This is a genomic window from Rhizobium ecuadorense, from assembly GCF_001187535.1.
Classification (GTDB): Bacteria; Pseudomonadota; Alphaproteobacteria; order Rhizobiales; family Rhizobiaceae; genus Rhizobium; species Rhizobium ecuadorense.
Genome location: NZ_LFIO01001143.1, coordinates 1 through 258, shown reverse-complemented (window position 1 = coordinate 258; position 258 = coordinate 1). Strand labels below are relative to the sequence as shown.

Sequence of the window (258 nt, the reverse complement as noted above, 5' to 3'; positions counted from 1 at the left end):
GGTCAAAGCCTTCCTCGACCAGATTGGCGATCCGGCCGCTCAGATCCATATCCAGGCTGACATCCGGATAACGCTGGTTGTATTCGGCCAGGATATCGACAAAGCCTGAACTGGCCGCCCACACGGGAGCACTGAATTTGAGCGTTCCGCGCGGCGCGACCGTGACATTGCCGATCGACGCTTCCACTTCGTCGAGCCCTTCGAGCATCTGCCTGGTCTGGTTGAAATAAAGCGCGCCGGCTTCGGTAAGGGTGACAC

Annotated in this window: 1 protein-coding gene; it reads right to left on the bottom strand. The window is 58.9% G+C overall.

Features of this window, described 5'->3' with window-relative positions; all coding sequences use genetic code 11:
• Window positions 1-258, bottom strand: a 258-nt coding sequence (locus tag AF337_RS24560; protein WP_342028450.1) for a LysR substrate-binding domain-containing protein, incomplete at both ends; no start/stop codon positions are given.